Source organism: Halomonas marinisediminis, from assembly GCF_004347715.1.
Classification (GTDB): domain Bacteria; phylum Pseudomonadota; class Gammaproteobacteria; order Pseudomonadales; family Halomonadaceae; genus Halomonas; species Halomonas icarae.
In genome coordinates, this window is the sequence record NZ_SLTR01000340.1 from 1 (window position 1) to 285 (window position 285).

At 67.0% G+C, this 285-nt stretch carries 1 protein-coding gene; it reads left to right on the forward strand.

The features are described 5' to 3' along the window. Nucleotides 1-56: 56 nt before the first annotated feature. On the forward strand, nucleotides 57-285 hold a 229-nt coding region (locus E0702_RS16925), incomplete at its 3' end, for a hypothetical protein (protein ID WP_205742028.1).

Here is a 285-nt window from a genome sequence, read left to right on the forward strand (position 1 = left end):
TGCGTCGCTGATCCTGACGCGGGAGCCGGTCTAATCTTTCCCGCCGCTGTCTTGCGATGACCCGCCTGCTCCTCCTTCGCCTCAAGGCGCGCCTTCGCGATGCGCTCAAGCCCATCAGCGAGGCCGCAGTCGGCGGCGTCACGATAGCGCTGCTGCGCGCCACGCGGCTGTTCGATCCCGACAAGACCGCCAATTTCTTTGGCCGGGCCGCGCTATTCATCGGCCGCCGCCTGCGCGAGGACCGCATCGGCCGCGAAAACCTGAAGGCCGCCTTCCCCGAGAAAT